At 58.9% G+C, this 25,680-nt stretch carries 18 protein-coding genes; 5 read left to right on the forward strand and 13 right to left on the reverse strand.

What is annotated here, in order from left to right:
• Positions 1–162: 162 nt before the first annotated feature.
• On the forward strand, positions 163–1,455 hold the full coding sequence (locus NRB16_RS02880) for an MFS family transporter (RefSeq protein WP_045488221.1): 1,293 nt from the start codon (positions 163–165) through the stop codon (positions 1,453–1,455).
• 93 nt (positions 1,456–1,548) lie between these two features.
• Here the strand turns inward: NRB16_RS02880 and adeC are convergent, their stop codons facing one another.
• The 3 genes from adeC to NRB16_RS02895 are packed head-to-tail and all read right to left on the reverse strand — an operon-like array spanning position 1,549 to position 7,304.
• Positions 1,549–3,009 (reverse strand): AdeC/AdeK/OprM family multidrug efflux complex outer membrane factor, encoded by a 1,461-nt coding sequence (adeC, locus tag NRB16_RS02885; RefSeq protein WP_045488224.1) that lies wholly within the window; start codon positions 3,007–3,009, stop codon positions 1,549–1,551.
• Positions 3,006–6,140 (reverse strand): efflux RND transporter permease subunit, encoded by a 3,135-nt coding sequence (locus tag NRB16_RS02890; protein WP_257105426.1) that lies wholly within the window; start codon positions 6,138–6,140, stop codon positions 3,006–3,008. Before NRB16_RS02890 ends, adeC begins: the two co-directional genes overlap by 4 nt.
• Before the next feature lie 3 nt (positions 6,141–6,143).
• A complete protein-coding gene (locus NRB16_RS02895; RefSeq protein WP_045488228.1) occupies positions 6,144–7,304 on the reverse strand; it encodes an efflux RND transporter periplasmic adaptor subunit in 1,161 nt (386 codons plus the stop codon).
• A 240-nt stretch (positions 7,305–7,544) separates the two neighbouring features.
• On the opposite strand from NRB16_RS02895, the gene NRB16_RS02900 reads away from it, so the two are divergent.
• Positions 7,545–8,210: a TetR family transcriptional regulator gene (locus NRB16_RS02900; RefSeq protein ID WP_253113234.1), complete on the forward strand. Its 666-nt coding sequence runs from the start codon at positions 7,545–7,547 to the stop codon at positions 8,208–8,210.
• A 43-nt stretch (positions 8,211–8,253) separates the two neighbouring features.
• Here the strand turns inward: NRB16_RS02900 and NRB16_RS02905 are convergent, their stop codons facing one another.
• A complete protein-coding gene (locus NRB16_RS02905; protein WP_257105427.1) occupies positions 8,254–9,789 on the reverse strand; it encodes an MDR family MFS transporter in 1,536 nt (511 codons plus the stop codon).
• A 350-nt stretch (positions 9,790–10,139) separates the two neighbouring features.
• Between NRB16_RS02905 and NRB16_RS02910 the strand changes: the two genes are divergently transcribed.
• Positions 10,140–10,382 (forward strand): hypothetical protein, encoded by a 243-nt coding sequence (locus tag NRB16_RS02910; protein ID WP_045488234.1) that lies wholly within the window; start codon positions 10,140–10,142, stop codon positions 10,380–10,382.
• Between the two features lie 8 nt (positions 10,383–10,390).
• Here NRB16_RS02910 and NRB16_RS02915 read toward each other — a convergent pair whose 3' ends face one another.
• From NRB16_RS02915 to bglX, 7 genes are all read right to left on the reverse strand, one after another.
• The gene (locus NRB16_RS02915) at positions 10,391–11,014 is read right to left on the reverse strand and encodes a flavin reductase family protein (RefSeq protein WP_253139212.1); all 624 of its coding nucleotides are present in this window, start codon (positions 11,012–11,014) and stop codon (positions 10,391–10,393) included.
• 226 nt (positions 11,015–11,240) lie between these two features.
• On the reverse strand, positions 11,241–11,708 hold the full coding sequence (locus NRB16_RS02920) for a hypothetical protein (protein ID WP_253113240.1): 468 nt from the start codon (positions 11,706–11,708) through the stop codon (positions 11,241–11,243).
• Positions 11,709–12,053: 345 nt separating this feature from the next.
• The gene (locus NRB16_RS02925) at positions 12,054–13,376 is read right to left on the reverse strand and encodes an MFS transporter (protein ID WP_045488242.1); all 1,323 of its coding nucleotides are present in this window, start codon (positions 13,374–13,376) and stop codon (positions 12,054–12,056) included.
• Positions 13,377–13,550: 174 nt separating this feature from the next.
• Positions 13,551–15,926, reverse strand: coding sequence for a PAS domain-containing sensor histidine kinase (locus tag NRB16_RS02930; protein WP_257105428.1), 2,376 nt, complete (start codon positions 15,924–15,926; stop codon positions 13,551–13,553).
• A 129-nt stretch (positions 15,927–16,055) separates the two neighbouring features.
• Positions 16,056–17,378 carry a sigma-54 dependent transcriptional regulator gene (locus NRB16_RS02935; RefSeq protein ID WP_045488248.1) on the reverse strand — a complete coding sequence of 441 codons (1,323 nt, stop codon included), beginning with the start codon at positions 17,376–17,378 and terminating at the stop codon, positions 16,056–16,058.
• The gene (locus NRB16_RS02940; protein ID WP_045488251.1) at positions 17,375–19,141 is read right to left on the reverse strand and encodes an ATP-binding protein; all 1,767 of its coding nucleotides are present in this window, start codon (positions 19,139–19,141) and stop codon (positions 17,375–17,377) included. The genes NRB16_RS02935 and NRB16_RS02940 overlap by 4 nt, the downstream gene beginning before the upstream one ends.
• A gap of 60 nt (positions 19,142–19,201) precedes the next feature.
• Entirely contained in the window at positions 19,202–21,505 is a 2,304-nt protein-coding gene (gene bglX, locus NRB16_RS02945; RefSeq protein ID WP_257105429.1) for a beta-glucosidase BglX, read from the reverse strand.
• Between the two features lie 438 nt (positions 21,506–21,943).
• Here bglX and NRB16_RS02950 point away from each other — a divergent pair, with 438 nt between their 5' ends.
• Together NRB16_RS02950 and NRB16_RS02955 are read left to right on the forward strand one after the other, a co-directional pair.
• A complete protein-coding gene (locus NRB16_RS02950; protein WP_257105430.1) occupies positions 21,944–22,579 on the forward strand; it encodes a YgcG family protein in 636 nt (211 codons plus the stop codon).
• Positions 22,580–22,602: 23 nt separating this feature from the next.
• The gene (locus NRB16_RS02955; protein ID WP_045488257.1) at positions 22,603–23,220 is read left to right on the forward strand and encodes a TPM domain-containing protein; all 618 of its coding nucleotides are present in this window, start codon (positions 22,603–22,605) and stop codon (positions 23,218–23,220) included.
• Between the two features lie 70 nt (positions 23,221–23,290).
• Here NRB16_RS02955 and NRB16_RS02960 read toward each other — a convergent pair whose 3' ends face one another.
• Together NRB16_RS02960 and NRB16_RS02965 are read right to left on the reverse strand one after the other, a co-directional pair.
• Positions 23,291–24,295 carry an alpha-xenorhabdolysin family binary toxin subunit B gene (locus NRB16_RS02960; RefSeq protein ID WP_257105431.1) on the reverse strand — a complete coding sequence of 335 codons (1,005 nt, stop codon included), beginning with the start codon at positions 24,293–24,295 and terminating at the stop codon, positions 23,291–23,293.
• Positions 24,296–24,320: 25 nt separating this feature from the next.
• Positions 24,321–25,514, reverse strand: a complete 1,194-nt coding sequence (locus NRB16_RS02965; RefSeq protein ID WP_084709980.1) for an alpha-xenorhabdolysin family binary toxin subunit A — start codon at positions 25,512–25,514, stop codon at positions 24,321–24,323.
• Positions 25,515–25,680 lie beyond the last annotated feature (166 nt).

Raw genomic sequence — 25,680 nt, forward strand, 5'->3', positions numbered from 1 at the left:
CTGGACTCCTCCTTCCTCAACGCAGGCTCTGGCCTGCGCTTTTTCCCGCCGGGATAGCTGCTCGCATTGAACTTTAGGTTCGATGAATGTGACCAATTGTTTCAGGGGTAGCCTCGTCTGCTCAGGGATGACGCTGCCGATATCACACGGGGAGACCAGCCAATGGCAACCACCATGCATTACACCGGCGAAGAGCGCCGCAAACGAATCTTCGCTATCGTGGGGGCCTCTTCGGGCAACCTGGTCGAATGGTTCGACTTCTATATCTACGCTTTTTGCGCCATCTACTTTGCGCCGGCGTTCTTTCCCTCCGACGACCCTACCGTGCAGTTGCTCAATACCGCTGGTGTCTTCGCTGCCGGATTTCTGATGCGGCCGATTGGCGGCTGGCTGTTTGGCCGGGTCGCCGACAAGCACGGGCGCAAGAACTCCATGCTGATTTCGGTGAGCATGATGTGTGCAGGCTCGCTGGTGATCGCCTGTTTGCCGACCTATGCCTCCATCGGCGCTTGGGCACCGGCCTTGCTATTGGTCGCGCGCCTGATCCAGGGATTGTCGGTCGGTGGTGAATACGGCACCACGGCAACTTACATGAGTGAAGTGGCCCTGCGCGGGCAGCGCGGCTTCTTTGCCTCGTTCCAGTACGTGACGCTGATTGGCGGTCAGTTGCTGGCGGTGCTGACGGTGGTCATTCTTCAGCAGTTTCTCAGCACCGAGGAACTGCGTGCCTACGGCTGGCGGATTCCGTTCGTGATCGGTGCCTGTGCGGCAGTCATTGCGCTGTTGCTGCGCCGCAGCCTGAACGAAACCACTACCGCCGAAAGCCGCGATGACAAAGACGCCGGCAGCGTGGCTGCGTTGTTCAAACACCATAAAGCAGCGTTTATCACGGTATTGGGTTACACCGCCGGTGGTTCGCTGATTTTCTATACCTTCACCACTTACATGCAGAAGTACTTGGTCAACACCGGTGGAATGGAGCCCAAGACCGCCAGCTTCATCATGACCGGGGTGCTGTTTTTGTACATGTGCATGCAGCCGCTGTTCGGCATGCTGGCCGATCGTATTGGCCGACGTAACTCGATGCTGTGGTTCGGCGCGTTGGGGACTCTGTGCACGCTGCCGATTCTGACCGCGCTGAAAAGCGTCGAAAGCCCGTTCATGGCGTTCGTGTTGATTACCCTGGCGTTGGCCATTGTCAGTTTCTATACGTCGATCAGCGGCCTGGTCAAAGCGGAGATGTTCCCGCCTCAGGTACGTGCGCTGGGTGTTGGCCTGGCTTATGCCGTGGCCAATGCAGTGTTTGGTGGCTCGGCGGAATATGTGGCGCTGAACTTCAAGAGCCAGGGGGTGGAGAACTACTTCTACTGGTATGTGACGATCATGATGGCCGTGGCGTTTCTGTTCAGCCTGCGGCTGCCGAAACAGCCGGCCTATTTGCATCATGATCATTGATTTGCAGTGTGCTGTGGCGTGAGCGATCCGGTGCATGCCTTCAGAAAAAACAAACCCGCCATAAAAGGCGGGTTTGTTTTCACAAACAGAAACTCAGAACAACTGCACCGAAGGTTTTTCCTTGGCCAGCGGCTGAATCTGCCCGCTGTTCTCGTACCAGCCGCCACCGAGCGCCTTGTACAGATTGACCTCACTGGTCAGCTGCGACAGACGATCAGTAATCAGCGTCTGCTGGGCACTGAACAACGAACGCTGTGAGTCCAGGAACGTCAGGTTGCTGTCGATCCCGATCCGGTAGCGACGTTCTGCGAGACGATAGTAGTCCTGACTGGCAGCCACGTAGTCGCGCTGCGCCTGCAACTGCTCGTCATAGGTCTTGCGTGCTGCCAGGCCATCGGACACTTCCTGGAACGCCGTCTGGATCGCCTTCTCATAGTTGGCAACGTTGATCTCTTTCTGGATTTTCGAGTAATCCAGGCTGGCCCGCAGGTTGCCAGCGTTGAAGATCGGCAGGTTGATACTCGGCTGGAACAACCAGGTACCCGAACCACCCTTGAACAGCCCCGACAGATCAGGGCTGATTGATCCGGCATTGGCGGTCAGGCTGATGCTTGGGAAGAACGCTGCACGGGCTGCACCGATATTGGCGTTGGCCGCCTTGAGGTTATGCTCGGCCTGGAGAATATCCGGGCGGCGTTGCAGCAGATCCGATGGCAGGCCGGCCGGCATTTCGCTAAGCAGGTCGGCACTCAATGGCTGGGCTTCAGGCAGGTTGGCCGGCAGGCCGGTGCCCAACAGCAGGGTCAGGTTGTTCTGATCCTGGGCAACCAGACGCTGATACTGGGCCAGCCGTGCCTTGGCGCTTTCCACCGACGTACGTGCCTGGCTCAGGTCCAGCGCCGAGGCCACACCCACTTCGTTGCTACGGCTGGTCAGACGCAGGCTTTCCTCATAGGTCTTGAGGGTGTCCTGGGTCAGCTTGAGCAGTTCCTTGTCGGCCTGCCAGGTCAGGTAAGCGTTGGCAACGCTGGCGACCAGGCTGATCTGGGTCGAGCGTCGCGCTTCTTCGCTGGCGAAGTAGGTCTGCAAGGCCTGTTCACTGAGGCTGCGCACCCGACCAAACAGGTCCAGCTCATAGGCGCTGACGCCCAGGGTGGCCGAATAGCTGCTGGTGATGCTCGACTGGCCGGTGCTGGACATGTCGGCCGGCATGCGCTGGCGACTGCCGCTGCCGGTGGCCGAGACCGCCGGGAACAGGTCAGAACGCTGAATGCGGTACTGCGCGCGATAAGCATCGATGTTCAACGCCGCGACGCGCAGGTCGCGGTTGTTTTCCAGCGAGGTCTGGATCAGTTGCTGCAACGCAGGGTCGCGGAAGAACTGCCGCCAGCCTTGTTCGGCTGCTGCCATGTTGGCCGCTTCGGCCGGCCCATAAGCCGGACCTTGCGGGTATTGCGCGGCCACCGGAGCGGCCGGCTGCTGATATTCGGGAATCAGCGAGCAGCCGCCGAGAATGAACGCGGTGACTGCCAGAGAGATCAGGGACTTGCTCATTGGCCAGCCTCATGCTGTGGAATGTTTTTCTGTTTGCTCTTGAACAGCCCCGAAATCGAGACAAAGAACAGCGGCACCCAGAAGATCGCCAGAACGACGGCGGTAATCATACCGCCAATTACGCCAGTACCAATCGAATGCTGGCTACCCGAGCCTGCGCCGCTGGCAATGACCAGTGGTACAACACCAAGAATAAACGCCATCGAAGTCATGATGATCGGGCGCAAACGCATCCGGCAGGCTTCGATTGTAGCCTCTACCAGGCCTTTGCCCTGTTCGTGCAGTTCCTTGGCGAACTCGACGATCAGAATGGCGTTCTTCGCTGCCAGACCCACTGTCACCAATAGCCCGACCTGGAAGAACACGTCATTGGACAAGCCGCGCAAGCTGGTTGCCATCAGTGCACCGATAACCCCCAGCGGTACGACCAGCATGACTGCAATCGGGATCGACCAGCTCTCATACAGGGCCGCCAGGCAGAGGAATACGACCAGCAGCGACAGGGCGTAGAGGGCCGGCGCCTGAGAGCCGGACAAGCGTTCTTCGTACGACAGGCCGGTCCAGGAGATACCGATGCCCGCAGGCAGATCCTTGGCCAGCCGCTCGATCTCGGCCATGGCCTGGCCGGTACTGTAGCCCGGTGCCGGAGTACCCAGTACTTCCTCGGCAGGTACACCGTTGTAACGCGACAGTTTTGGCGAACCAAACACCCACTCGCCGCTGCTGAACGCCGAGAACGGCACCATTTGCCCGGAGCCATTACGCACGTACCACTTGTTCAGGTCTTCAGGGTTCATGCGCGCATCGGCATTACCCTGCAGGTAAACCTTCTTGACCCGGCCACGATCAATGAAGTCGTTTACGTAGCTACTACCGAAAGCAATCGACAGGGTGCTGTTTATGTCCGCCAGGCTGATGCCCAAGGCGCGGGCGCGCTCGTCATCAATGCTGAGCTGATATTGCGGCTCATCGTTCAGGCCGTTGGGGCGTACACCCGCGAGGATCTTGCTTTGCGCTGCTGCCCCGAGCAACTGATTGCGTGCCTGCATGAGTTTGTCATGGCCGACACCGCCCTGGTCCTGCAGGTAGACGTCGAAACCGGTGGCGTTACCCAGTTCCAGTACCGAAGGCGGGACCACTGCGAACACCATTGCATCGCGCAGGGTAAAGAAGTAGCCCTGTGCACGCTTGGCCAGCTCGAACACGCTGTTGTGCGCGCCTTCGCGCTCACCCCACGGTTTAAGCAATACGAAGGCGATACCCGAGTTCTGGCCCCGGCCTGCAAAGTTGAAGCCGTTGACGGTAAACACCGACTGTACCGAATCGGATTCCTTGCTCAGCAAGTGCTCACGCATGGTGTCCATGACCTGCTGGGTGCGCTCGGCAGTGGAACCGGCCGGGGTCTGCACCTGCACGAACATCACGCCCTGGTCTTCCTCTGGCAGGAACGCGGCCGGGATGCGGTTGAACATCCAGACCATGCCGACGCAGATCAGTACGTAGCCCAGGTAGGCTGGCCACTTGTGCTTGAGCATCCCGGCCACGCCGCGCTCGTAACCGTGAACGCCACGGTCGAAGGTGCGGTTGAACCAGCCGAAAAACCCGCGTTTCTCCAGATCGTGGGAGTGGTCGATAGGTTTGAGCATGGTGGCGCACAGCGCCGGGGTGAAGATCAGTGCCACGATCACCGACAGGGCCATGGCCGAGACGATGGTGATCGAGAACTGCTTATAGATGACCCCGGTGGAACCACCGAAGAACGCCATGGGCAGCAGTACTGCCGACAGCACCAGGGCAATACCTACCAGCGCGCCCTGAATCTGCTCCATGGAGCGGATCGTCGCATCGCGTGGTGAGAGTTTATCTTCGATCATCACCCGTTCGACGTTTTCCACCACAACGATGGCATCGTCCACCAGCAAACCGATGGCCAGCACCATACCGAACATGGTCAGGGTGTTGATGGTGAAGCCGAATGCCGCGAGGATACCGAAGGTGCCCAGCAGTACCACCGGCACAGTCAGGGTGGTAATCACCGTGGCGCGGAAGTTCTGCAGGAACAGGTACATCACCAGAAAGACCAGAACCACGGCTTCGAGCAGGGTGTGGACTACGCCGGAGATCGACTCGCTGACCACCGGGGTGGTGTCATACGGGAATACGACCTTCATGCCCGGCGGAAAGAACGGCTCCAGCGAGCTCACGGTCGCACGAATCGCTTTGGCCGTGTCCAGGGCGTTGGCACCCGGTGCCAGTTTGATCGCCAGACCAGAAGCCGGTTTACCGTTGAACTGCGAGTCGACGCTATAGTTCTGTGCACCCAGGCCCACGGTCGCGACATCTTTCAAGCGTACTTGAGAGCCGTCGGTGTTGACCTTGAGCAGGATGTTTTCAAATTGCTCGGCAGTCTGCAGCCGGGTCTTGCCAATAATGGTCGCGTTGAGTTGCTGGCCCTGAACGGCTGGCAGGCCGCCCAACTGGCCGGAAGCAACCTGGACGTTCTGGGCACTGACCGCTGTCCTGACATCATCCGGGGTCAACTGAAAGTTGTTCAGCTTGGCCGGGTCGAGCCAGATCCGCATCGCATACTGGGCACCGAATACCTGGAAGTCGCCTACCCCTGAGGTCCGCGAAATAGGGTCCTGCATGTTGGAGACGATGTAGTTGGCCAGGTCTTCCTTGGTCAGGCTGCCGTCTTCAGATACCAGACCGATCACCATCAGGAAGTTTTTCACGGCCTTGGTAACGCGAATACCCTGTTGCTGCACTTCCTGCGGCAACAGAGGCGTGGCCAGGTTCAGCTTGTTCTGCACCTGAACCTGGGCGGTGTCAGGGTTGGTGCCTTGTTCGAAGGTCACGGTAATGGTCATGCTGCCGTCGGAGGTACTTTCCGAACTCACATAACGCAGGTTGTCGATGCCGTTGAGCTGCTGCTCAATGACCTGAACCACCGTATCCTGGACCGTCTGCGCCGAGGCACCCGGATAGGTGACCTGAATGGCGATGGCTGGCGGGGCGATGCTCGGGTACTGGTTGATCGGCAGCTTGAGAATCGACAGGCCGCCCACCAGCATGATCACCAAGGCGATCACCCAGGCAAAAATAGGGCGATCAATAAAGAATTTCGACATGGGTTACTCCCCTTGGCTGCCAGCGGCTTTGTCAGTGGCCGCAGCAGGTGCCGGGTTGGCGCCTTTGACGTTGGTCGCTTCGGATACTTTGACTTCGGCACCAGGCTTGACGTACTGCAGGCCCTCGGTGATTACCCGGTCACCTTCGCTCAGGCCTTTTTCGATCAGCCACTTGTCGCCCACGGTGCGGTTGGCCACCAGGGTGCGCAGCTCGACCTTGTTGTCCTTATTGACGACCAGTGCGGTCGGCGTGCCTTTTTGGTCGCGGGTCACGCCCTGCTGCGGCGCGAGAATGGCCTTGGCGTTAGTGCCCGCCTGTAACTGGGCGTGAACGAACATGCCTGGCAGCAGACGATGCTCAGGGTTTGGGAACACGGCACGCAGGGTGACCGAACCGGTGCCCTGGTCGACCGAAACCTCGGAAAACTCAAGCGTGCCTTCCTGCGGGTAGGCGCTGTTGTCTTCCAGGGTCAGCTTGACCTTGGCGGCATTGCTGCCGACTTTCTGCAACTTGCCGCTTTCCAGATCCGAACGCAGCTTGAGCATTTCGGCGGAGGACTGCACTACATCCACATAAATCGGGTCGAGCTGCTGAATGGTCGCCATGGCTTCGGTTTGCGCATTGCTGACCAGCGCACCTTCAGTCACCGAAGAGCGACCGATACGGCCGGAGATTGGCGCCAGGACCTTGGTGTAGCGCAGGTTGATCTCGGCGGTTTGCAGCGACGCCTGGGCTTCGCGGCTGGTGGCCACGGCCTGGTCGTATTCCTGGCGGCTGACGGCTTGCTCGTTGACCAGCAATTTGTAGCGGTCGGCCAGCGATTTGGCCGATTGCAGGGTGGCACGGGCGCTGTTGGCCGTGGCCTCGTACATGGCCGGATCAATCTGATAAAGCTGCTGGCCAGCCTTGACGTCGCCGCCCTCGGTGAACAGACGCTTGAGAATGATGCCGTTGACCTGTGGGCGTACTTCGGCCACCCGGAACGCGGTGGTGCGGCCTGGCAGCTCGGTGGTCAGGGTGTAGGGCTGTGCTTTGAGGGTAACAACGCCGACCTGAGGAGTCTGAGCGGGCGGGGCCGCTTCTTCCTTCTTGCTACAACCGCTGAGCAGTGTTGCCAGGGCGACGGCAGTGACCAGAACGGGAACAGCTGGCTTGAATTGCATGAAGATCCTCGGGGGCCGAAAGCCTTGATTGCTCAAGAAAGTAAAGGTGTAAAAAAATTTTGCAGCTAGATACGTAGCATGCTAATAAATATACTTACATTCACGGCTGTTTGTAAACAACCTGCCACTACGCTTCATGAAGCTGTAATCGCGATCGGGACAAGGCGTAACAAAGGCCGCCCGAGCACATCTCCAGGCCACGTGCAGCAAGGGCTGGAGCATTTTTAGAGGTTTTATGCCATGGTTCGTCGTACCAAAGAGGAAGCCCAAGTTACTCGCGCCCAGATTCTCGAGGCCGCCGAACAGGCGTTCTATGAGCGCGGCGTAGCGCGTACCACCCTGGCCGATATCGCCACCCTGGCCGGTGTGACGCGCGGTGCCATCTACTGGCATTTCACCAACAAGGCCGAACTGGTACAGGCCATGCTCGACAGCTTGCACGAGCCTCTTGAAGAAATGTCCCAGGCCAGTCTGAGCGAGGACGAGACCGACCCGTTGGGTTGCATGAAAAAGCTGCTGATTCATTTGTTTCGCCAAGTTTCCAGAGACCCTAAAACCCGGCGCATCAATGAGATCCTTTTCCATAAGTGCGAGTTCACCGATGAAATGTGCGACTTCCGCCGTCAGCGACGTGATAACGCTTTGTGGTGTAACGAACGTATCGGTCTTTCATTAAGCAATGCCGTGCGCAAGGGCCAGCTCCCGGCGGAACTGGACATCGACAAAGCCGCCATCGGCCTGCATGCCTTTGTCGATGGCATCCTTGCCCAGTGGTTACTGATACCTGAAGGTTTCTCGCTGGACCAGCAGGCTGAGCAATGGGTCGATGTGTGCATGGACATGCTGCGCTTTAGCCCCGCGTTGCGTATTGCTAAGGTAGCCCCGGCAGTATTATCGGCCGGTTAACGGTTATAGCCGTTGTTGGCCAGCCTGTCATGGCAGATAGATGTCATTCACGGCCACGCAGCATCTGATTGGGCATGGCCAGTGCGGCGGCCAGGCCCAGCAGGGCGATTGCCGCACTGACCATCAGCAACTGCCGGAAGGTCACCGCCAGCTCGGCCCGCAAAGCTTCAAGGGCCGGCCCGCTACTGGCGTTAAGGCTGTCGAGCAGGGCATTACCCGACTGTCCCTCGCCACCCAGGCTGCCAGCCCCCATATGTCCGATCCCGGTATCCTGCAGCATGGCCAGCAGCAGTGCCGACATCAATGCCACGCCCAGTGCCCCGCCCAATGAGCGGAACAAGTTGCTGGTGCTGGTCGCCACCCCGATATCCTTGGCCTGTACGGCGTTCTGGCTACCCACCAGCGAGGTGGGGAACTGCATGCCGGTGGCGATGCCGGTCAGGATCATGAACAGGCTGGTCAGCAGTACATCCTGCGGTGCACTGAAGGCCATGCCCATGATCGTCAGTGGCATCAGCAAGGCGCCACTGACAATCAGCGGTTTGTAGCGGCCGCTCAAGGAGGTATGACGCCCGGCACAGTAGGCGCCCAACGGCATGCCCATGGCCAGCGGCAGCAAATGCAGCGCTGCGCTGTCGGCGCCTGAGCCGGTCAGCGTCTGATAGCGCAGCGGCATCAGGACGCTGAGGGAGATCGACTGGAAACTGGCAAAAAATACGGTGATCCAGCACAGCACTGCGCTGCGGCTGGCGAACAGATGCATCGGCAGCACCGGCTCGATGGCTTTGCGTTCGTAAGCAATGAACAGCGCCAGGCTCAGCAAGGCTATGCCGAGCAACCACTGCACCGGGCGGTCGTTCAACGCATGGCCCTGGCCGATCTGGGTGATGCCCAGTAACAGCGCGCTGAGGCCGATGATCATCAACATGCTGCCCAGATAATCGATCACCGGTTTGCGCTGCGGTGTTGGCAGACCCCTGAGGGTGCGCCGGGCGACCAGCCAGGCGGCGATGCCCAGCGGCAGGTTGATGAGAAACACCCAGCGCCACGACAGATACTCAGTCATCAAGCCGCCCAATACCGGGCCTGCGACGCTGGCCAAGGCGTACATACTGCTGAAATAACCCTGATAACGGCCGCGTTCACGAGGCGGGATTATGTCACCGATGATTGCCTGACTGACCGATACCATGCCGCCGGCGCCTATACCTTGCAGCACCCGGGCCAGCACCAGTTGTTCCATATTTTGCGCCAGCGCGCAAAACAACGAGGCGAGGGTGAACAGCGCAAGGCCGGTAAGCATCAGGCGCCTGCGCCCATAGAGGTCGCCCAGCTTGCCGTAGATCGGCACGGCTACGGTCATGGCCACCAGATAACCCGAGATCACCCAGGCCAGTAGCTCGACATCGTGCAATTGGCTGGAAATGGCAGGCAACGAGACGGCAACGATGGTTTGATCCAGCGCACTGAGAAAGATCGCCAGCATCAGGGCGAACAGAATGCTGCGAATTCCCGGCGTGGTTGCGGGTGTCGATGGGCTAGGGCAGGTCACGGCAAAACCTGAAGGCTGTTGTGCCATCAGTCTATTGCGTTAGCTTGCTAATCGATAGCCCTGCGAAGTACTACTCGGGTCGTCATCGCAATACCACGAGTGAAGCATTTGCCGGGGCGCAGTGGCCGAACATACAGACCACGCTATGTGGCGACAGGCGCGCCAGTTCGATGCGGTAGGCGCCTGCTGCGTAGAGGGCGACGACGGCGACAAGACCCACTGCAGCCAGGCATTTTCTTGTTGTGACTCTCATAAGGCACCCCTTGGATCAACCGTGGAGTAGAGGAAGAGTTACTTAGAGTCTAGGTCATGCTGGCAAACCTGCTGGCACCGCAGGTTAGAATTGCGGCCCGATTTTCAGGACAGGCAAAAGATCCATGGCACGCAAGGTTTTCGAGTATTACGAAGCGGTCACCGCGATGATCCCGACCCAAGGCGGCTATCAGGCCGCAATCGCTGTCAAATCGCTGGAGGGCGGCGGTGCGCCGCGTTTTCATGCGGTGTTGCCGGGTCAGCTGTTCAAGACTGCTGATGACGCTGACCAGGCTGCCAGCGACGAGCTGGAGCGCTTGCTCGACGTGGATGCTGACGCCGACCTGGTGTGGCGTCAGGTTTCCTGAGTCCCGGCTCAGACCACCGGGCGGTTCATTTTGAACAACGCTTCAGGGCCCAGTTGGAAGTAGTCCGCCGGTCCACCGCCACGCAAAATCGGCTCGGCGGCAGCCGTGTCATAAATGCCGTCCTTGAGTAGCCAGCTGGCGATATGGACGGCCACCACCTCGCCGAGAATCAGCCAACTGGGCACCGGCTCCTGATCTGCACGTTTGAGCTGGATGATTTGTGTCACCTTGCATTCGAATGACACCGGCGTCTCTTTGACTCTGGGCGTCGAGATCACCTGTGAAGGCAGGGGCGTCAGGCCGGCGAGACGAAATTCGTCGACCTCGGCCGGTACTGCTGCGCAGCTCTGATTCATGGCCTCGGCCAGTGAGCGTGTGGCCAGGTTCCAGACGAACTCACCGGTCTGTTCGATGTTGTTCAGGCTGTCTTTGCGGCCCACGCTGCTGAAGCCGATGATCGGCGGAGTGTAGTTGAAGGCATTGAAGAAGCTGTATGGCGCCAGGTTCAGAACCCCCTGGGCATCCTTAGAAGAAATCCAGCCGATGGGCCGAGGGCCGACGATGGCGTTGAACGGGTCGTGCGGCAGGCCATGGCCTTTAGCGGGTTCGTAAGAGTAAATCTCGTCTGACATGGCGGTTTTCCTTGCTGCCGGAGGACTGGTAAAGCCTATGGATTATCGCCTCACAGAGCCTGTCGAGGACAGGCACCGTGTTGGTATAAGCGTGCCCGATACTGTAGTACCGCAGAGTTTCATCAGTTCAGTTCTCGTGAAAGCCCGAAGCCAAAAAAAATGCCAGTCAGGGGGCTGACTGGCATACAAGGAGCATCAAGGGAGGAGGATGAAGCGATGAAGCAAATCAGATCAGGCGGTTAGCACCGACACGGTCAGCGCCATCGGCGGCCAGGCGGTTGGCGCCTACGTGGTCAGCACCGTCGGAGGTCAGGCGGTTGGCGCCTACGTGGTCAGCACCGTCAGCGGCCAGGCGGTTGGCACCTACATGGTCGGCACCATCGGAGGTCAGACGGTTGGCGCCCACGTGGTCTGCACCGTCGGCGGCCAGGCGGTTGGCGCCTACGTGGTCAGCACCGTCGGAGGTCAGGCGGTTGGCGCCCACGTGGTCGGCACCGTCAGCAGCCAGGCCTTGATCGGCGCTGCTATTGGTGTCCAGAACTGGCTGGCGGTTAGGGCCAACGTTGTCCGAGCCATCGGCTGCGATGTAGTCAGCGCTCAGAGGTTGTTGAACGGCATCAGTCACCGGCAGGGCGAAAGCGCTGGTAGCCATTACGGAGAAAGCGATGCTGGCAAACAGAGTGGTCTTTTTCATGATGGTAGCTCCAATTCGGGAAGTCGGTTCGGGTTCAGTTGTGTTCCCGGTATGGAGGCCATGTTACGTGTCCAAGGATTATTAAGAAGTTAATAGGGTTGTTAGCGATCATTGCTGAAAATGATAGTTGGCCTCGATGCCCGGTTTTCGGGCCTTGTACAAGAAATCGAACGCTTGACGTGCATTTTTCGGGATATCTCACGGGAAAGCATCTTGACAAATCAAGAAGCACTATTAAATCAAGGCCTGCGGGTTCAGGGCCGGCTCGTGCAGTGGCTGCTCGCTGAACGAAAAAGGGGCAGCCCACGCTGGTGGACTGCCCCCTGATATCACTGTGACGCTAGATCAGTCGGTCTCGATCCGCGAGTGCTTACGGGTGTCCTTCATAAAGATGTACACCAGCAGCGAGCAGGAAATGCACGCAGTGACGTACCAGTAGTAGCCGCTTTCCATACCGATGCTCTTGAACCACAGGGCGATGAATTCGGCAGTGCCGCCAAACAGCGAGACGGTCAGGGCGTAAGGCAGGCCGACACCCAGGGCACGGATTTCGGCAGGGAACAGCTCAGCCTTGACCACGGCATTGATCGAGGTATAGCCACTGACGATGATCAGTGCGCCCATGATCAGGAAGAACGCGCCCCACCAGGTCTGGATGGTCTGCAGAGTGGTGAGGATGGGTACGGTGCACAGAGTCCCCAGTACGCCGAAGGCGATCAGGATTGGACGGCGGCCGATCTTGTCGGACAGCGCGCCGACCAGCGGCTGCAGACACATGAACAGGAACAGCGTCGCGGCCGAGATCATGGTCGAGTCGCTTTTGCTCATGCCTACGGTGTTGGCCAGGTACTTCTGCATGTAGGTGGTGTAGGTGTAGAACGCCAGGGTGCCGCCCATGGTCAGGCCGACCACGGTCGCCAGCTCTTTGGGATGACGCATCAGGGTGCGCATCAGGCTTTCCTTGGGTTCCTGTTTCTTCGCCTTGGTGAACGACTCGGTTTCTTCCATGCCGCGACGCAGGTACAGAGCTACCACCGCACACAGGGCACCGATGATGAACGGAATACGCCAGCCCCAGGAGTACAGCTGTTCCTCGGTCAGCGTCTGTTGCAGAACGATCAATACAGCCAGGGCGATGAGCTGGCCGGAAATCAGGGTCACATACTGGAAGCTGGAGAAGAACCCGCGACGCTCCTTGGTCGCCATCTCGCTGAGGTAGGTGGCCGAGGTGCCGTACTCGCCCCCGACCGACAGGCCTTGAAGCAGACGGGCGATGATCAACAGGATCGGCGCACCGATGCCGATGGTTTCATAACTTGGGGTCAGGGCAATGACCAGTGAGCCGAAGCACATCAGGATGACCGAGGCCATCAGTGCGGCCTTGCGGCCTTTGCGGTCAGCGTAGAGGCCCATCAGCCAACCGCCGATCGGGCGCATCAGGAAGCCTACGGCGAAGATTGCGGCGGTGTTGAGCAACTGTGCGGTCGTGTCGCCAGCAGGGAAAAAAGCCTTGGCAAAATACAGCGAAAAGGCCGCATAGACATACCAGTCGTACCATTCGACCATGTTGCCTACTGAACCACTGAAAATCGACTTCAGGCGCGAGGAGGTGGTTTTTTCGGAGGCAGAGGTGCCAGCCGACTCTGAGAGGGAGTTGGGGAGGGCCATAGTGATCCTTGTCCGGTCATTGTTTTTAGAAAGCCGTCGTGCAGCCTTATGACCCTTTTGCAGAACCTGTGCCACATAGAGAAAGCCCGGAATAGAGCCGTTATGGCAGTCCGGATAAGCAAGAATCCGCTTATTGACCGGCCAGCCATAAGCGGATTCTTGCTTATAAAAGTCTCAGCGACGGTGACGCTGCACGCAGCTATGCAGTCGTGCGCTGAGCTCTTCAACCCGGTAGGGCTTTGGCAACAAGTCAAAGCGCTCAGCCTGCTCATGGCTGACGTCGACAAACTCGGTGCTGTAACCGGTGGTGAGGATTACCGGCAGGTCTGGCCATTGGCGATGGATCTGTGCGCAGAGTTCGAGGCCGCTCATGCCGGGCATGGCGATATCGGAAAACACCACATGGAAATGTTCCGGGCGATTCTTCAGCTCCTGCAAGGCTTCACGGGCGCCAGGCACCCATAAGACTTTGAAGCCGGACTGTTCGAGCATGGCCGAAGTGTAGGTGCCGATCTCCGGGTTGTCCTCGACCATCAGCACCTGCAAACCACTTTCGCCAGCCGTGACGGTGACCGGTTGGCGTGGGCGAGGCTGCGGGGCCTGGCGGGCACTGGGCAGGTAAAGCGTGAAGCGACTGCCATGGCCCAGCTCGCTGTCGACCACCACTTCGCCGCCAGACTGCTTGGCGAAGCCGAACACCTGTGACAGGCCAAGACCGGTGCCTTGGCCGGCGGCCTTGGTGGTGTAGAAGGGCTCGAAGATCAGGCTGAGTTGATCTGCAGCAATCCCGGCACCGGTGTCGGTCAGCGTGATGGTCACGTAATCGCCTTCGGCCAGGTCGGGTAATGGCGAGTCAGTCCGTGCATGCAGCCGTTCGACCTGAATCGTCAGTTGGCCCACGCCGGCCATGGCGTCGCGGGCATTGACCACCATGTTGACCAGCGCTGTGTCGAACTGGCTCTGATCGGCATAGATATAACAAGGTTCGGCGGGCAGCTCGATAGACACCTGAATGCGTGAACCGGTCAGGGTGTCCATCATTTCGCCAATGCGCGACACACATTCGTTGATGTCGAAGACTTCCGGCTGCAGCGCTTGACGGCGGGCGAAAGCCAGTAACTGGCCGGTCAGCCGGGCGGCGCGATCCACGGTACTGGAAATGGCCTGGACATACTTGACCCGCTTGGCTGGCGAAAGCTGCGACGATTTCAACAGGTCGGTACAGGACTTGATAATGGTCAGCAGATTGTTGAAGTCATGGGCCACGCCACCGGTCAACTGGCCGATGGCTTCGAGCTTCTGAGCCTGGCGCAAGGCTTCCTCGGAGATGCGCAAGGCCTCGCCTGCTTCTTCCTGATTCTGGATATCCCGGCCCACGGCATGGATGAATTGCTGGTCGGGTACGGCCGTCCAGGCAATGGTGCGATAAGCGCCATCGGCGCGCCGGTAGCGGTTCTTGAAGTCGGAAATGCTCTGCCCGCTCATGAGCTGAGCCATAGCCTCACGGGTGCCGGGCTGATCCTCAGGGTGCACAAGCGTCATAAAGTCGCTGCCCAGCAGTTGCTCTGGACTCCAGTTCAGCGCCGTATTCCAGGCAGGGTTGAGCGCATGGATGGTGCCGTCAAAGCGCGCGACCAGCATCAGGTCGGTAGACAGGCGCCAGATCCTGTCGTGCTCACGGGTGCGCTCCTGCACTTGCTGCTCAAGGGATTCATTAAGGGTGCGCAGCGCTTCTTCAGCTTCATACAAGGGCGTCATGTCACGTGAGACGCTGAGGATTTTTTCTGGCTTGCGGTCTCTGCCAAACACCGGGCTGACTTGTACGTGCCACCACTTCTCGCTGCCGCCCATGGTGCGGGCCAATCCACTGAAGCTGGAACTCTGGCCATTGCGCGCGGTGCTGATTGCCCGATGCACATCTGCCTGGCCCTGACCTTCCCAGAAATCCGGCCATGGGCAACCGCGGATGGCATTGAAGTCGCTGACCTCCATCAACCGCTGGCCACCTTCGTTCATGTAGCTCAGCCGTCCATCGAGGTCCATGAGTTTGATGCAATCATTGAGGCTGGCCAGCACCCTCTGCGAGAAGGCCAACTCTTCCTGCAGGCGAGTCTGGGCCTGGCGTTGTGCCGTTACGTCATGCACCACACAGAAGGCGCCGAGAACCTGGCCATCATCATCGGCAATTGGCGAGCAGGACAGTGACCAGCAACCGGGTACGGGGGAGTGGATCTGCAGCAATTCGCAACGGCTGGCCTGGCCAGTCAGGCTCTGGGTAATGAGCGGTTCGAGGTTGCCCCACGGCAGTTGGGGCAGCGCTGCGGCGGGATGGCCCAGGGCCTGTTGCGCGGTCAGGCCCAACAGCGCGCAGCCAGCATCATTGGCCAGCAGCAGATGCTGTGCGCCCCAGAACAGCAGCATCGGTTGTGGCGAGCAGAGGATCAGGTTCAGGCTGGCGGGCAGGGCAGGCGGCCAGTGTTCCTTTGGCCCCAGCGTGCTGGCGCTCCAGTCATGTTCGCGGATAAAACGTCCGGCAGATGCATTCGCCATGGAGCTATTCAGGGAGGTGGTCACGGCAGGCACAGTCTCGAATCCAGCGCTATTGGCAGCAAGGCATTATCAGGTAACGGATAGTGGCATTATGCTTTGTCATTGGCTGTTGCCGCGACTGAAGGTGCCTTAAAGAAACATATCGCGCACCAGCCCATGCCTCTGCATCTTCTCGTTCAGAGTACGCCGCGGCAGTTGTAGTTCATTGAGCACCGCCTTGATGTCGCCTTTATGCCGGCTCAAGGCAGCACGCAGGCACTGGGCCTCAAAGGCCTCCTGCTGGTCGGCAAGCGATTGTGCTACCGCTTCGCTTGGTTGTGGATTGAGCCCCAGCGTTTCGCGCTCGGCGGCGTTGGCCAGTTCGCGGACATTGCCTGGCCAGTCGTGGCTGAGCAGGTTACCAAGCTGCTGGCCGCTGAGTTGCGGTGCCGGGCGGCTCAGCCGTTCGGCTGCGCTCTGGGCGAAATGATTGAACAACAGGGCGATGTCTTCGCGGCGTTCACGCAAGGGCGGCAGGCGCAGCTCGGCGACGTTCAGGCGATAGGCCAGGTCCTCGCGAAAACGTCCGGCCCGTGCCTCTTCAAGCAAGTCTGGCTTGGTTGCGGCGATGATCCGCACATCCACGGCAATGTTCTGGTTCGAGCCCAGACGTTGCAGTTGTCGGTCTTGCAGAACCCGCAGCAACTTGGCTTGTTGCGCCAGCGGCATGCTTTCGATCTCATCGAGAAACAGCGTACCGCCATGGGCATATTCGAGGCGGCCTATGCGTTTACCCTGGGCGCCGGTAAATGCACCGCTTTCGTGGCCGAACAGTTCGGCCTCGAACAGGTGCTCCGGAATGGCAGCGCAGTTCAGAGCGACGAACGGTTGAGCTGCCCGCGAGCCAAAGTCGTGCAGGCAGCGGGCGACCAGTTCCTTGCCGCTGCCTGTTTCGCCACGGATCAGCACATTGACCGGCATGTCGGCCAGTTCCAGCACCTGGCGGCGCAACGTCTGCAGCCCTGGCGAGACGCCCAGCAGCGTGGCTTCAAGCTGAGCCCGGGCGTCGGCCTGTCCGTGCAGGCGGCGATTTTCGAGGACCAGTTGGCGTTTTTCCAACGCGCGGCGCAGGGTGTCGAGCAAGGCCTGAGGGCTGAAGGGCTTTTCCAGAAAATCGTAGGCGCCGTTACGCATGGCTTCCACCGCCATGGGGACATCACCGTGGCCAGTGAGCAGAATCACTGGCAAGTCCTTGTCTATCGCGCGCAGGCGTGACAACAACTCAAGGCCGTCCATGCCGGGCATGCGTACATCGCTGAGCACCACACCTGGAAAGTGTTCCGGTAACTGGGCCAGGCATTCTTCGCCGCGTGGGTGCAGGCGCACTTCAAATCCTGAAAGCGTCAACCAGGGCTCGATGGCCTGGCGAATCGCGGCTTCATCATCCACGACAATCACTGAGTTGAGACTCATGGCTCCGACTCCAGAAAGTCATTGGGCAGGCTGAAACTGAACATGGCACCGCCAGCGACATTGCGCGCGCTCAGCTGCCCGCCCAGGCTGTGAATAATGGCGTAAGACACCGCCAGACCCAGACCCAGGCCGTCACCGACAGGCTTGGTCGTGAAAAACGGATCGAACAGGCTGGACAGGTGCGCGCTGTCGATCCCGGTCCCGGTGTCGGTCACACTCAGTTGCCATTGCTCACCGACCGCTTCGATCTTTACTTCCAGGCGCTTGCGTGGCCGCTCGCGCATGGCATCGAGCGCGTTGCGTAGCAGGTTGATCAACACTTGCTCGAGGCGAATGGCATCGCCGCGTACCCAGGCCGGTCGAGCCAGATGCAGGACGCATTCGATCTGTTCTTCGCGCAGGCGGGTGTCGAGCAGCAGCAGTGCCTGATCGACCACATGGGCCAGGTCCAGGCGTTCGCGTAGCCCGTCCGGGCTTTTGCGGGCAAAGGTTTTCAAGTGCCCGGTCAAGGCGGCCATACGGGTCAGTTGCTGATCGAGCAGCGCCAGCGCCTGATTGGCATCCTCGATACGACCCTGGTCAAGCAGCAGGCGCAACGTTGCCAGTTGCATGCGCTGGGCGGTCAGCGGCTGGTTGATTTCGTGGGCCAACGCCGCCGACATCTGCCCCAGTGCGGCGAGCTTGGTCGATTGCACAAGACCTTCCTGGGCCGTGCGCAGGTCACGGGTACGCTCTTGCACCAGTTGCTCCAGTTCATCGCGGCTACGCTCACGCAGGCGTGCCATGCGCCAGCGCTGGGAGAGGAACAGGCATAGGAACACCAGCGTCAGCCACAGCCCGGCGGCGGCCAGTGCGGCATTGCGCACATCTTCATTGGCGGCTTCAGGCTTGCGCAGCAGGTGCAGGGTCCAGTTTTCATCCGGCAGGCTCATGGACTGCCAGAGATAATCGGCCGTACCTGATGGTGCTTCGACCCGGCTCAGGTGGCTATTGGGGCCGAAGCGCTGCAACACGCGGCTGCGCAGTGGCGACAAGGGTTTTTTGTCGTACTGACGGGTGCTGAGCAATTCGGCGCGGTCTTCGACAGAAATCGGCAGCAGCTCGCGGTAGCGCCATTCAGGCTGGTTGGCCAGAAACGCAATGCCTTTGGTGTCGCTGACCATCAACAGGTCAGTGGTATTGAGTGCCCATTCGCGTTCCAGACTCGGGAACTCCAGCTTGACCACCATGGCGCCAATGAATTCGCCGTGGTCGTCGAGCACCGCGTTGGACAGGAAGTAACCCGGAATGCCGGTGGTCACACCAACGGCATAGAAACGGCCCACGCCTTTGGCGCGGGCTTGTGAAAAGTACGGACGAAAGCCGTAGTTGTTGCCGACGTAGCTCTGTGGCGTGCGCCAGTTACTGGCGCCGACTGCAACGCCATGGCGGTCCATCAGTTCAAGTGTCGATGAGTGGGCGGCGCCGTTGATGCTTTCCAGCTTGCGGTTGAGTTCGGCTTGCGCCTGCTCGCTGAGCGGACCACTGACGGCTGCCCGGATCTCGCTGTCCAGCGCCAGCACCGCCGGCAGGGCGCGATAGCGCTCGATCAGCGTGTGCAGGGTATTGGCGTACAACGACAGTTGCAGGTTGGCGCGGCGGGCCTCTTCGCTCAAAACATGCTGCTGCGCCTGGTGCATTGCCAGCCCCGCGCACAGCACCGCGCCGCTGACGATGATCAGAACATAGGTGAGCAGGCGCAGGGTACGCTGGGTAGAGGTCATGGACGGACTGCCTTGGCAAGGAACACTGGCAGCCAGGCCGCCAGTGTTTCGTCAAACGTCTTACAGCAGGGTGAAGCTGGCCTCTTTGACGTCGGCCGAATCCAGGCCGATCATCACTTTGAATTCACCGGCTTCGGCAGCGTACTTGAGTTTCTGGTCGTAGAACTTCAGGTCGTTTTCGCTCAACGTGAAGGTCACGACTTTTTCTTCGCCCGGCTCCAGGCTGACTTTCTCGAACCCCTTGAGCGCCTTGACCGGCTGGCTGACCGAAGCGGCGACGTCATGCAGGTACAGTTGCACGACGGTGGCGCCGGCGACCTTGCCGGTGTTTTTCAGGGTCACACTGGCAGTCAGCTTGTCCTGACGCTTGAGCCTGGCGCTGGACAACTTGACGTCAGACAGCTCAAAGCGGGTGTAGCTCAAACCGTAGCCGAACGGGAACAGCGGGCCCTGGGTCTGCTCCTCGAAGTACTGCGAGGTGTAGTTGCCCGGGTGGCCCGGCGTGTACGGACGGCCGGTGTTCAGGTGCGCGTAATACATCGGTAATTGACCCACCGAACGCGGGAAGGTCATCGGCAGTTTACCGGATGGGTTGTAGTCACCGAACAGCACATCGGCAATCGCGTTGCCGCCTTCGGTGCCGGAGAACCAGGTCTCCAGCATCGCGTCAGCCTGCTGCAGCTCTTCACCCAGCGCCAGCGGGCGGCCGTTCATCAACACCAGCACCAGCGGCTTGCCGGTTGCCTTGAGCGCCTTGATCAGGTCGCGTTGCTTGCCAGGGATGTACAGCGTGCTGCGGCTGGCTGACTCATGGGACATGCCGCGTGATTCACCGACTACCGCGACAATCACATCGGACTGCTCGGCGACCTTGACCGCTTCGTCGATCATTTCCTGGGCCGGACGCGGGTCGACTTCGATTTCTTTTTCGATGAAGTTCAGGTAATCGAGAACATACTCTTTGTCACTGACGTTGGCGCCACGTGCGTAAACCAGCTTGGCCTTGTCACCCACAGCGTTGCTCAGGCCTTCGTAGATCGTGACTGACTGGTGGGGGCGACCGGCCGCCGACCAACTGCCGAGCATGTCGAGTTTGCTTTGCGCCAGGCTGCCGATCACGGCAATGGTGCCCTGCTTTTTGAGTGGCAGCGTGTCGTTCTGGTTCTTCAGCAGAACCATGGTCTTGCGCGCCACATCGCGGGCTTCGGCGCGGTGCAGGCGGTCGTCCGAGTAGGTGTCGGCAGGGTCGTCGGCGGCGTTGCCAATGCGCCGGTACGGGTCAGCGAACAGTCCCATGTCGTACTTGGCACCCAGCACTTCACGCACTGCGTTGTCGATTTCCGTGATCGAGACTTCGCCGTCCTTGACCAGGCCTGGCAAGTGCTCGCCGTAGGCTTCATCGTTCATGCTCAGGTCGACACCGGCCTTGATCGCCAGCTTGGCCGCTTCACGCTCGTCCTTGGCCACACCGTGCTTGATCAGCTCGCCGATTGCGCCATGGTCGCTGATGGTCACGCCCTTGAAGCCCCAGTCCTTGCGCAGCAGGTCTTGCATCAACCACAGGTTGGCGCTGGAGGGCACGCCATTGATCGAGTTAAGGGCAACCATCACGCCACCGGCCCCGGCATCGAGACCGGCACGATACGGCGGCAGGTAGTCCTGGTACATGCGCGTCGGGCTCATGTCCACGGTGTTGTAGTCGCGGCCGCCTTCAACGGCACCATACAGAGCGAAGTGCTTGACCGCTGCCATGATGCTGGTCTTTTCAGCCGGGTCCTTGCTCTGGAATGAGCGGACCATCACCTCGGAAATTTTCGACACCAGGTGGGTATCTTCACCAAAGCCTTCAGAGCTGCGGCCCCAGCGCGCGTCGCGGGAAATATCGACCATCGGCGCAAAGGTCATGTCGATGCCGTCGGCGGCAGCTTCCTTGGCCGAAATACGCCCGCTCAGGGCGATGGCGTCCATGTCCCAGCTGGCCGCCATACCCAGGCTGATCGGGAAAATGGTGCGATGGCCGTGGACCACGTCGTAGGCAAAGAACATCGGAATTTTCAGCCGGCTCTTGGCCACTGCCGCTTCCTGCAGCGGGCGGTTTTCCGCGCGGGTGATGGAGTTGAACGTGCTGCCAATGCGGCCGGCGGCAATTTCCTTGAGAATCTTCGGTTGCGGCATCTCTTTGCTGATGCTGATCAGCCGCAGTTGACCGATTTTTTCATCCAGGGTCATTTGCTTCATCAGGTCATTGATGAAAGCATTCTTGGCTTGCAAAGGTGTTTGCTGCGAAGCTCTGGCCGGTGTAGCTGCCAGCGCCGTTTGACTGGTCAGAGCGACCGCCAGACCTATTAGGCACAACTTGTTCATGAATGATTTCTCAAGGCTTTTGCCGACAACTTGCATTGAATACCAGGCTTGCAGGTGGGGAATCTGAACCTTTGGCGTTATTGTCCGGACAGAGTGCAGGGTAGTCGTTGGGCTAATTGTTGCATCATGCTTCGCATAGACAACGGTTTTTGCCTGATACTCCGTGGTAGGCGCCAGATTATGCCGGGGAACTTGCCGTTTGGCTAAGGCACGTCGTTTCATGAAACGTAAAAACTACAAGAGGAGACCCGCCAGGATGCATCCAGAGGGTGACGCAAGTACCTCGAAACTGTGCTGCAAAGCGGCAAGCGGCCCTGCACTGGTATACGATGTCCGGCTGTGCGGGTCGTGTGTGCGGGTGAAGCCTTGAAGTTTGTGCTGGGATGGGTGCTGTGGTGCTGCATATGCAGCCAGGTGGTACGGGCCGATGAGCCCGCTTTGTTGTTTCCGCCGCTGACCGGTCGGGTGGTGGATGCTGCGCAGTTGCTTGACATGCCGACCACCGCACGGTTGTCGCAGATGTTCCAGGAGCATGAACAGGCGACCGGCGAACAGATCGTGGTGGTCACCCTGGTTGATCTGCAAGGCGCGACCATCGAAGAGTATGGTGTGCGCCTGGCCAAGACCTGGTCGATCGGCCAGAAGGGTAAACACAATGGTGTCCTGCTGATCGTCTCGCGGGACAACCGCAAGGTCCGCATCGAGGCCGGCAGTGGCCTGCGCGATCAGCTCAGTGATGCCCAGTCGGCGCTGATCATCAACATGCTGGTGACTCCCCAGTTCCGTGAGGGCAATTTTGCCACTGGCATCGAGCTAGGCTCGCAGGCCATCGTTACGGCATTGGGCGGGCATGTGCCGGATGGGCCTGAACCTGGTTCCGAAAATCTTTATCCAGGACAGCCTGCCAGCACCTTATGGCCGGCATTGTTGGTACTGGCAGCGCTGGTGCTGATGATGTCGACCTGCGCCATGACCAATCTGGGCCGGCGCATGCGTTTGAAAGGTAGCAGTGCGGCAACCCGGCATGATGACGATCAGGGGTTTGGCGGCGGTGGTGCCTCCGGCAACTGGTGAGTGTGACTCTGAAAGAGGGATACATGGCTTTACTCAGTGAGGATGAACAGCGGCAGGTCGCCGAGGCGATTGCTCGCGTTGAACAGCGCACCGATGCCGAACTGGTCACTGTGCTGGCGGCCAAGGCTGATGATTACGCTTACGTGCCATTGGTATGGGCCGGAGCCATGGCGCTGCTGGGGCCGGGTGTCTTCAACTATGTCACTGACTGGTTCAACGCCAGCCAGTTGGTGCTGGCCCAATTGGTCACATTTCTGCTGGTTGCGCTGGTGTGCCGTATTCCCCCGGTCACCAGCCGTTTGGTACCGTCCTCAGTGCGCCGCTGGCGGGCAGGCAACCTGGCCCGCCGGCAGTTTCTTGAACAGAACCTGCATACCGCGCCGGGCGGTACAGGAATTCTGCTGTTTGTCTGTGAAGCCGAACGTTATGTCGAAATTCTCGTCGATCATGGCATTTCCAGTCGTCTCAACGACCAGACCTGGAAAGCCATGATCAACGTCTTTACCCAGCAGATACGCAACGGCCAGAACCTGAGTGGGTTTCTAGGCTGTATCCATGCCTGTGGCGAGCTGCTGGCCGACCATGTTCCGCGTACGCGTGCACACGCCGAGAGCGCCCGGCGCGTGGTGGTTCTGGTTTGATCGCAGGTGCCTGGCCGGCGGTTAAGACTGCCTTGTACTGGTTGCCTCACCTGCGCTTTTTAACGGCCTGTCAGAGTTCTCGTTGTATGCCGATGAGCTTGTTCAGATAAGCAATCAGCTCTTGCAGTTGTTGCTGAATCAGGCTGCTGGTGCGAGTGTCGGACAAGTAGCTATCGCTAAACATATGCAGTGAATCAACCGCCTTGCGTGCTTCGGTTACCCAGGTTGTCTTGCCCAGGTCCAGGTCGGACAGTGCGCTCAATTGCAGCAGATCACGGCTGACCTCCTGGGCCAGTTGATTGATACGGGTCGATTCCCGGAGCAATTGATCGTAACGTGCCCGGAGTCTGTCGCGTTCTGTCGTCAGGTCCAGATAGCTCAGGCCTTTACTGATCTCGTCCCGTAACTTCTCCAGGCGGGCGATGCCTGCATTGATTATGGCGACTTCAGCAATAGGTGTGCTGGTCAGTGCCGCCAGTTCTTCAGGGCTGGGCAACACATTCTTGAAAACGTCAGCCAGGTTGTTCTTCTCGTATGCCGTGATGGCCGCATCCAGGATTTGCTTGTCTTCCATCAGGGCGGCCATCTGTTTGCCGAGTTCGGTGATGCTTTCCTGATAGGTGTCGAGCCGGCTCTGTAGCGTCTGTTGCAGCCGCTCGCTCGCCGGTTTCAGATCGATTTGCGACAGGTCATCAATGCCTTGCAGCATGGCGCTTTCAGCCTGGCGCATGGTGTTGGCCAGTGCCAACAAGATGTGGGTACGTTGTGCCTCCACTTGCCGAAGCGCTTCCTGTTTTTGCTCGGCATGCAGGCTGGCATCAGACTCGATTTGCACGCGAAGCTGATCGGTTTGATTCAGGTTGATAGTACGTGCAGTAGACAATACCTTGTTGAGCTCTTTGCGAAACGTGTAGCTCGCCTGGCTCACGGCCGCTTTAACGAACGGCAGCTTGTCTTTCATGACCGGTAGAAAATCAAGTGATAATGACTTGATCTGGTTATAGATAAGTGTCTGTGCCTCAGTCATGGCTTTTAAGTCAGGTGTTTTAAAAGTCTGCGAAACGGGAGCGAGCATGGTCATATCCTTGTACCGATAAGTGTCATTGATTATTGAATTGTTCAAGCGCGCTGTTGAAAACAGCCAGCAACTTGTTGGTGAAGCCGTTGATGTCGTTCCAGGGGGTTACGACATTTGAGAATTTCAAGGCAAAGGTCAGCAGAGACTGGTTGTCTTCTATCGTCTCCAGTTCATTGGCAGCAGCCTGGATGTACTCAGACAACATCATCCAGATATCCCGCAGATTGACGGCACTGCGATGAGCATCGAGCATGCGGAACTGCATGTCCTCAAAGTAGATGGCAAGGCTTGCAACTGTATTGAGAAGCGGGCGCGAGACCTTCAGCTTTTCAAGGGCGGCGTCCTTCTCTTTCAACAGGCGATTTTTTGCCTTGCGGGCATCTTCGGCTTTTTTGCCAAATATACCGCCGGTGATAATCAGACCAAACGCTCCCCCTGGCGCACCGCTGAACGCCAGCGCTACATTCTTTTTGTACTCCGCTGCTTTTTCGGCGATCTGCTGGGTCAGGTCATCAATGTACCTTTCCAGTTCGGTGATTTCAGAGGCCAACCCGGACTGGTTTGCCTGATTGAATTTCTGATTGATGTCCGGAATCAGTGTCTGAGTCAACGTATTGGCGAAGACTTCAATGGAGTTGCTCAATGTGCTGGCGCTCTGGCGATGCTGCTCCACCTCGTCAGCGATGCTTTTCAGAAAGGCTGACAGCTCGTTGCGAATGCTCAGGTCCTGATCGTCGAGGGCCGACGGGTCGAGGTCATTGATGAACGCCACGCTCAGATCGGAAACCTTGAGTTTTAAACGTTGAGCGATGCTCATCTGCTCAATGCTTTCGATGATGGCGCTGCCGTTTTTGTAAAAGCTGCCCGCGAACCGGTCGATGGTGAAGGTCACGCTTTTTATGTTGTTTTCAATCGGGCTCCAGCTCAAGGCATGGTCGCGAATCTGGCGGTAGGTATGCAGTATGTCCTGAGGTTCAAGACCGGGTACGTTGCTTTTTTTAAAGCCCAAAGCGTGTTCTACACCGGTTAGCGTGACGGGCAGATTGAGGCTGTGCCGTTCATAACGCTTGATGTTGAAGATGTCTTCTTTGGTCAAGATCAGGGCCGGGCTGCGGCCTTCGAACTCTTCATCCAGCAGCGCTGTTTTTATATAGATGATCGGGATATCCGAGGGGGTGGCCTGGGTGTCATCGGATATAAGTGTTTTCAGCATCATGTGCACGTTCCTTGTGTTGATAAATGAAGTTGCTCCGTTGCTGATCACGTTGCTGATCAACAGTGTGGGTGAGGCTGTTTTATAAGTAACACGGGTGTTTGATGGGCGGCAATCGTGGCGCTGTGTATAAACTGAGTGGCGTGTTTACTATTTGTTATATGTGTAA

Source organism: Pseudomonas sp. LJDD11 (assembly GCF_024584215.1).
In the GTDB taxonomy this organism is placed as follows: Bacteria; Pseudomonadota; Gammaproteobacteria; order Pseudomonadales; family Pseudomonadaceae; genus Aquipseudomonas.